The 255-nt window shown below is 60.8% G+C and carries 1 pseudogene; it reads left to right on the top strand.

Going from position 1 to position 255, the window contains the following annotated elements:
* Window positions 1-255: pseudogene (locus I6F35_RS39815) on the top strand (ribonucleotide-diphosphate reductase subunit alpha); the annotation flags it as partial.

The following is a 255-nucleotide window of genomic DNA, read 5'->3' as shown; positions in this document are numbered from 1 at the left end:
GATATCCACCATCCCGAGATCGAGGAGTTCCTCGAGATCCGCAAGGCGTCCGGCGACTTCAACCGCAAGAGCCTCAACCTGCATCACGGCATCAACGTCACCGACGAGTTCATGCGTGCCGTAGGCGTCGGCACCGCAGTCTCTCTGCGCAGCCCGAAGACTAACGAGGTCGTCCGCGAGATCGATGCCCGCCAGCTGTGGCAACGCATCCTTGAGAACCGGCTGCAGACCGGCGAGCCTTATCTCTTGTTCATC

The sequence above is a fragment of the Bradyrhizobium sp. BRP22 genome (genome assembly GCF_020194175.1).
Taxonomy (GTDB): domain Bacteria; phylum Pseudomonadota; class Alphaproteobacteria; order Rhizobiales; family Xanthobacteraceae; genus Bradyrhizobium.
This window is presented reverse-complemented; position numbering and strand designations above follow the sequence as displayed.